6 protein-coding genes and 2 pseudogenes are annotated in these 5,858 nt (G+C 61.2%); 5 read left to right on the forward strand and 3 right to left on the reverse strand.

Features of this window, described 5'->3' with window-relative positions; translation table 11 throughout:
- From OQK_RS31050 to OQK_RS07580, 5 genes and pseudogenes are all read left to right on the forward strand, one after another.
- Positions 1–295, forward strand: a pseudogene (locus OQK_RS31050) (CpaF family protein); the annotation flags it as partial.
- 17 nt (positions 296–312) lie between these two features.
- Positions 313–1,197, forward strand: coding sequence for a type II secretion system F family protein (locus OQK_RS07565; RefSeq protein ID WP_016771840.1), 885 nt, complete (start codon positions 313–315; stop codon positions 1,195–1,197).
- 1 nt (position 1,198) lies between these two features.
- Positions 1,199–2,085: pseudogene (locus tag OQK_RS07570) on the forward strand (type II secretion system F family protein).
- Positions 2,086–2,108: 23 nt separating this feature from the next.
- Positions 2,109–2,831 carry a tetratricopeptide repeat protein gene (locus OQK_RS07575; RefSeq protein ID WP_016771841.1) on the forward strand — a complete coding sequence of 241 codons (723 nt, stop codon included), beginning with the start codon at positions 2,109–2,111 and terminating at the stop codon, positions 2,829–2,831.
- A 9-nt stretch (positions 2,832–2,840) separates the two neighbouring features.
- Positions 2,841–3,113, forward strand: a complete 273-nt coding sequence (locus tag OQK_RS07580) for a DUF3613 domain-containing protein (RefSeq protein ID WP_016771842.1) — start codon at positions 2,841–2,843, stop codon at positions 3,111–3,113.
- A gap of 110 nt (positions 3,114–3,223) precedes the next feature.
- Here the strand turns inward: OQK_RS07580 and OQK_RS07585 are convergent, their stop codons facing one another.
- The 3 genes from OQK_RS07585 to OQK_RS07595 all read right to left on the reverse strand — a co-directional run bounded on the left by OQK_RS07585 (position 3,224) and on the right by OQK_RS07595 (position 5,796).
- The gene (locus tag OQK_RS07585) at positions 3,224–3,586 is read right to left on the reverse strand and encodes a DUF6124 family protein (protein ID WP_016771843.1); all 363 of its coding nucleotides are present in this window, start codon (positions 3,584–3,586) and stop codon (positions 3,224–3,226) included.
- Between the two features lie 853 nt (positions 3,587–4,439).
- Entirely contained in the window at positions 4,440–5,219 is a 780-nt protein-coding gene (locus OQK_RS07590) for a response regulator transcription factor (protein ID WP_232245428.1), read from the reverse strand.
- A 106-nt stretch (positions 5,220–5,325) separates the two neighbouring features.
- Positions 5,326–5,796 (reverse strand): A24 family peptidase, encoded by a 471-nt coding sequence (locus tag OQK_RS07595; RefSeq protein ID WP_016771845.1) that lies wholly within the window; start codon positions 5,794–5,796, stop codon positions 5,326–5,328.
- Positions 5,797–5,858 lie beyond the last annotated feature (62 nt).

Here is a 5,858-nt window from a genome sequence, read left to right on the forward strand (position 1 = left end):
TGCCCAGGACGCGTTGCTGCGTCTGGAGACGCTGGTCGGCCTGACCGGGCGCTCGATCGCCGAACGCACCTTGCGCCAGATGATCTGCGCCGCCCTCGACGTGATCATTCAACTGACACGCATGCCCGACGGTCGGCGCTGCGTCAGTGAAGTGGTGGAAGTGGTCGGCATCCGCGAGGACGTCTACGTCACCAACACCCTGTTCCGCCTCGACCGCCGCACGGGCTTTGGCTTTGTGCGCGAAGCGGTCAACCCGGCCGGCGACAAGCTGCGCCAAGACGCTCACCTGGGCTGACGGCGAGGAGCACGCAGATGCTGGGACCGATCATTCTTATCGCCATTTGCCTGATGCTGCTCGGGCTGTCGATCTATCTGTTCCTGCAAGGCCTGCGCAAGACCGCGACGGAAAAAGTCCTCAATCGACTCGCTGCGGGGCAACCGCAATTGGCCGTGGAACAGACGAAATGGGTGGGATTGGAACGGATGTTTTTGCGTGCCGGCCTCGGTCAGCCGAGCGAGCGCTTCGGCCTGTGGCTGAGCCTGTGGGCGGCGGCCATGGGCCTGGGATTTCTGCTCGGGAGCTGGGTTGGTTTGCTGATCATGTTGCTCGTCCCGCCCGTGGCGTTGCGGCTGTACATCGCCATTCGCTACCGACGGCGGATCCGCCGCATGATCGAGCAACTGCCGCAACTGCTCGACCACACCGTGCGCAGTCTCAAGTCCGGGCGCACGCTGAGCGATGCGGTGCTGGGCGGCATCGAGGCCAGTGAAGATCCCTTGAAAGCGGCCATGGGCCGGGTACAGCGCAACGTGCAACTGGGGGTGAACTTGCCTGACGCCGTCAGCGACTTTGCCGAACTCTACGAGCAGGACGAATTGCGCATGTTCGCCCTCGGCCTGAAGGTCAATCACCGCTACGGCGGCAATGCCAGTGAGCTGCTGGAGAATCTGATCAAACTGATCCGCGAGCGCGACCAGGGCGCGCGGCAGTTGCGCGCGTTGACGGGGGAAACGCGCATGACCGCTTGGGTGCTCGGTTTGCTGCCGCTGATTCTGGTGAGCTACTTCATGCTGACCAACCCCGGCTACATGCTCGGCATGTGGCACGACGAAAGCGGCCAGACCATGCTGCTCAGCGCCGCCGCGTTGCAGGTGCTGGGCAGTCTGGCGCTGTGGCGCATGTTGCGGAGCGTTTGAAATGGTCTGGCTCGCCGCGCTGTTATTGTTCCTCGGTTCGCTGCTATTGCTGGGCAATCACCTGCTCACCGAGCGCCGCCGCGTGCGACAGGTGCATCAGCGCTTGCACGGCCAATTGGTCCGGGAGAACCGTTTCGGCCACTGGCTGCGCGCGCTGGGCAACAGCCGTTTCGGCCGGGGCTCGGTGAGCATCGACAGCGAAACCCAGACCCTGCTCGGCCGCCTCGGCTGGCGCCGCGCCAACGAACGCGCGCTCTTCGCCGCCTGCCAGATCGGCACGCCGCTGCTCGCTCTGGGGCTGGCGATCTTTTTTGCAGGAAGTGTTTTTTCCCGCAGACCAGCCACCGCTGGATGGCGCCGATGTTCGCCGCAGGCGGCGGCTATCTACTGCCCAAACGCCTGCTCGCCTACGCCGCCGCCCGCCGACAGAAAACCATCGCCGTGGAAATTTCCACGTTCATTCCGCTGCTGCGCATCCTCTTCGAATCCGGCATGGCCGTGGAACAAGCGCTGCGCGTGCTCAGCGTCGAAGCGCAGAAACTGCTGCCGGAACTGACCAGCGAACTGCGCCTGATCCTCAGCCGCGTCGACTCCGGTCTGGAGCTGGGGCAGGAGCTGAACAAGACCGCAGTGATGCTCGCGGTGGACGAATTCACCGACACCTGCGTGATCCTCCAGCAACTGATCCACCAGGGCGGCGGTGCGATGAAATCACTGCTGGCGCTCAAGCAATTACTGGACGACCGACGCCTGACCCGGCTGCAGGAATACATCTCGAAAATGTCGGCGAAGATGTCGGTGGTGATGATGCTGTTTCTGTTTCCCGCCCTGCTGATCGTACTGGCCGGCCCGGGCTTCACCGCCATTGCCCGCGCGTTCGCAAACTGACCTTGGCTCATGGAGAGCGTTTGATGAAAGTACTGATAGTCATGGCAAGTCTGTTGCTGCTCAGCGGCTGCGCCACGGATGGCCAGGCGCCGTGGACCTCGCTGCTGTCGCCGTCCAGCTGCAGCAAACTCACGTCGGAGCAGGAACTGTCGCTGAACCTCGCCGATGATCTGGCCAGCGACGGCAAGCTCCACGCCAGCCTGGCCAACCTGCAAAGCCTGCCGGACAACCTCAGCGAAGTGCGCCTGCGCAAAGCCAAGGTCTATCGCCTGCTCGGTCGCAGCGAAGCCGAGCCGCTCTACCGCAGCCTGCTCGGCGGCTGCCTCACCGCCCAGGCCGAACATGGCCTGGGCCAGGTCTACGCCGCCCGTGGCGACAACGGCCAGGCCCAGGCCCACCTGCAACGCGCCGCGCGCCTGGCACCCACCGACGAGAAAATTCGCAACGACCTCGGCGTGGTCTACCTCAACCAACTGCGCCTCAACGAAGCGAAATTCGAATTCCTCACCGCCATCGAGCTGAGCCAGAACAATCAACTGGCGACGCTGAACATGGTCACCCTGCTGCTCTACCAGAACGACTGGCCGCAAGCTGCGGAAATCGTCAGCCGCTCGAAACTGACCCCGGAACAATTCACCGAAGCGCAGCAACGCGCAGAAAAACTCAAAGCCCCGGCCCACGCCAAAGCCGCACCCGGCGACCGCGTCGCCGCCTTCATCGACCCGCTACCGCCGACGCTCGAATAGGAGACAGCCATGACCATCCGCAAAGGCCTGTGCTACCTGACCCTGCTCGCCCTGCCCCTCACCGCCCACGCCATCGACACCGGCCCGGCCTCGGCGCAACAACAGGAAACCGAAGGCTGGCTGGTCCTGCAAAGCCGCAACAAAGCCGCCTCGCCGAAACCTCAGAGTGCAACAGCCACCGAACGCGAACTGGCGATGCAGCGCTGGCTGAAGAAATACCAGTACGAGATCCCGGATTTTTACGATCCGGATGCGGGCGGGAAGATCGAGAGCAAGAATTAGTCTGGTGGAGCCCTTGAAGGCCCCTTCGCGAGCAGGCTCGCTCCCACAGTCGACCGCGTGCTTTCGGTGGGAGCGAGCCTGCTCGCGAAGAACGATAACGCCGTCGCAGGTCAGGTCTGCGGATCAACCCGATCCAGCGCTCGATTCACGGCTAGCTCGGCCAGCATGACAATCTGCTGAATCGCCAACGCCGTGCTGCGCTGAAACCCGCTCAACTCGCCAGCGAAATTACTCGCCATCGCACTCGCTGACGCCAGCGACTCACAGGCATGCGCCAACAAGCTTTCGGTATCGACATTGGGCACCACCATGAACAGCGCGCTGGGCGGGTGCGGTTTTGCGGGTTCGGGGCAGAGATAGAAATCGAGCGCGCGTTTTATCGCTTCGCGGTTTTTCACAAGATCGTCGGCGCGCATGGCGTCTTCGAGCGGGGTGGCGGGGGATGAGGGTGGGTCTGGGATCAGTTTGTCCATTGAAACGGCTCTCCAAAATCTGCGGTGCGACCCAATGCCATTCTCACGGGGCAAATGGTGGCAACTGTATGCGGGGTGAGAATACCGGTTATGGACACCCGGCCAGACCGAAGTCTGCCCGCACACAGCCGCCATGACACATTGCAGACAGCGGACAAGCTGGCGGCGATTATGCGTGCACAGATACTGGATGACCATAAGTAGCAGGGTTCTCACACCCGATCGCCGAAGATTCGACGACAGCCAGAGACTAGTGACCCGACGTCCGACGGACAACCTGAAAACCTTGTGGGAAGGTTCTGGTTATTTTGAAACAGATTTAAACGACTTCGAGTTATCGGCGGACCGACTGGCCTCATCGCGAGCAGGCTCACTCCTACAGAACAGCAAAAGCAAAAGCAAAGATCGCAGCCTTCGGCAGCTCTTACAGTTGGATCGCGTACCAATTAAGAACAGGTCGGCTGTCAGGCCGCCTTCGCGAGCAGGCTCGCTCCCACAGAAAGCAAAAGCAGCGCAGCTGCCCGCGGCGAAGCCGCACCACTCAACAATGAGCGCAAGCTCGAGTAGATTTTGATCTTGGAGCCCGTCGGCAGGCTGAGTGGAGGGATTGATCCGGGCGTGGGAGCGCAGCGACCGTCTGGCGCAGCCAGACACAGCGGAAGGAGGTGCAGCGAAGCAAACCGGAGCCGCTGCGCCAGGATCGATCCCGGAGCGAAGGAACCCCGAGCCCCAGCGAGCTGGCCGAACGTCAGGGCGAAGACCTTTTGGTTCCTTTTGGGGCGTTTGCCAAAAGGGACTCGCCGTAAGGGCGAAACCCTAAGAAGCCGTTACCGCAGCAACGGATATTCACCGATTAATGAGCCGTAACGCGCTGCCGCCCCGCCGAACTACCAGGAGAAAGCGCCAAAGCCAACTGCGTCCGATTATGCATATGCGTCAACCGCAACACCTGCGACACATACAGCTTCACCGTGTTCTCGGTAATCCCCAACTCACAGGCAATCTGATAATTGGTCTGCCCCTTGCCCACCAACCGCGCCACATCCAACTGCCGGGGCGACAACTGATTGAACACCGCCGGTATCTCCACAGACTCAGGCTCACCATCACTCACCACCGGCACGGGCGAGCGCCGTACCTTGTCCAGATCCTGATAAAGGTCATCAATCGACTCGGACAAAAACTGCAACTTCTGATTCAAATGCCCCAGATGCAGATTCTTCTGCCGCTCCTGCAAAGCCAGTTCCTGACGCTGCACACCCTCGAGCAACTCAGCCAGATCAATCGGCTTCTGATAGTAATCGGCAATCCCCGCGCGCAACGCCTTGATCACATCCTGCTTGTCAGCGCGCCCGGTGAGCATGATCGCCTCGAACACCCGCTGCTTGCCGGCCAGCCGCTGCAACGCCTGGATCAACTCGATGCCGTCCATGTCCGGCATGTGCAAATCACTCAGCACCAGACCGATGTCCGGGTCCGCCCGGAACAGCTCGATGGCTTCAAGACTCGAGTCGCACGGCACGCAACGGTAGCCACTGCTCTCGAGAAACTCACAGAGTTCTTCGACGATCAGCGGCTGATCATCGACCACGAGGATTTTTACCGAATTAGGCTTGTTCACGAACCACTCCATTTGCTCGGCCAACGCTGACGATTCCTGCACTTTGGTGGCGTATTCGCCTGAATTGAAAGTAGACCCACTTTCCGACTATGTACATAGGACTAGTGGCACCCCGCGATCAGATGATCCAGTACAGCGAAAGCACTACACCTACCCACACGAACGGCGCAAATGGCAGCTTTTTTGACTTGTCCGGGGCGAGATGACGCAGATGCGCTCTAAGCCCTTGACGCATATGAGGCCAGACTTTTGGCGCGAGCAGCAGCCACAGCACGCTGGCCACGCCCGCGCCGATAAACGCGCCAAGAACGAATATGCCGTTCGTCGCAAGACCCAGGGCTGTCATTAATTTCACATCGCCGGCGCCCATGCGGCCCAAGAAATAACCCGGCAGCGTCAGCAGCAGAGCGATCAGGCAGGCCCAGCCGCCCTGCCCCGCGTCGGCGCCCAGCCAAGTAGTGCCAGTCGCCAACAACCAGACCAACGCCAGCGCGCCGACGCCTAACGTCAAAGCATTGGAAATTCGCCGCTGCCGGGCATCTTGGGCGGCGCAGATCGCCAGCCAGATCAGAACAAGGGGAATCTGCATCCGCTGAAAGCCGTCCGTTTTGCCTGATTGATTCTATGCTGATACTACGCAGTGACTGTCAG

The sequence above is a fragment of the Pseudomonas sp. R62 genome (genome assembly GCF_000257605.1).
In the GTDB taxonomy this organism is placed as follows: Bacteria; Pseudomonadota; Gammaproteobacteria; order Pseudomonadales; family Pseudomonadaceae; genus Aquipseudomonas; species Aquipseudomonas atacamensis.

Bases quoted from the DNA above. Each gene is read 5' to 3' on its own strand.
- OQK_RS07565 (WP_016771840.1), top strand. From the start codon at position 313: ATGCTGGGACCGATCATTCTTATCGCCATTTGCCTGATGCTGCTCGGG.
- OQK_RS07575 (WP_016771841.1), top strand. From the start codon at position 2,109: ATGAAAGTACTGATAGTCATGGCAAGTCTGTTGCTGCTCAGCGGCTGC.
- OQK_RS07580 (WP_016771842.1), top strand. From the start codon at position 2,841: ATGACCATCCGCAAAGGCCTGTGCTACCTGACCCTGCTCGCCCTGCCC.
- OQK_RS07585 (WP_016771843.1), bottom strand. From the start codon at position 3,586: ATGGACAAACTGATCCCAGACCCACCCTCATCCCCCGCCACCCCGCTC.
- OQK_RS07590 (WP_232245428.1), bottom strand. From the start codon at position 5,219: ATGGAGTGGTTCGTGAACAAGCCTAATTCGGTAAAAATCCTCGTGGTC.
- OQK_RS07595 (WP_016771845.1), bottom strand. From the start codon at position 5,796: ATGCAGATTCCCCTTGTTCTGATCTGGCTGGCGATCTGCGCCGCCCAA.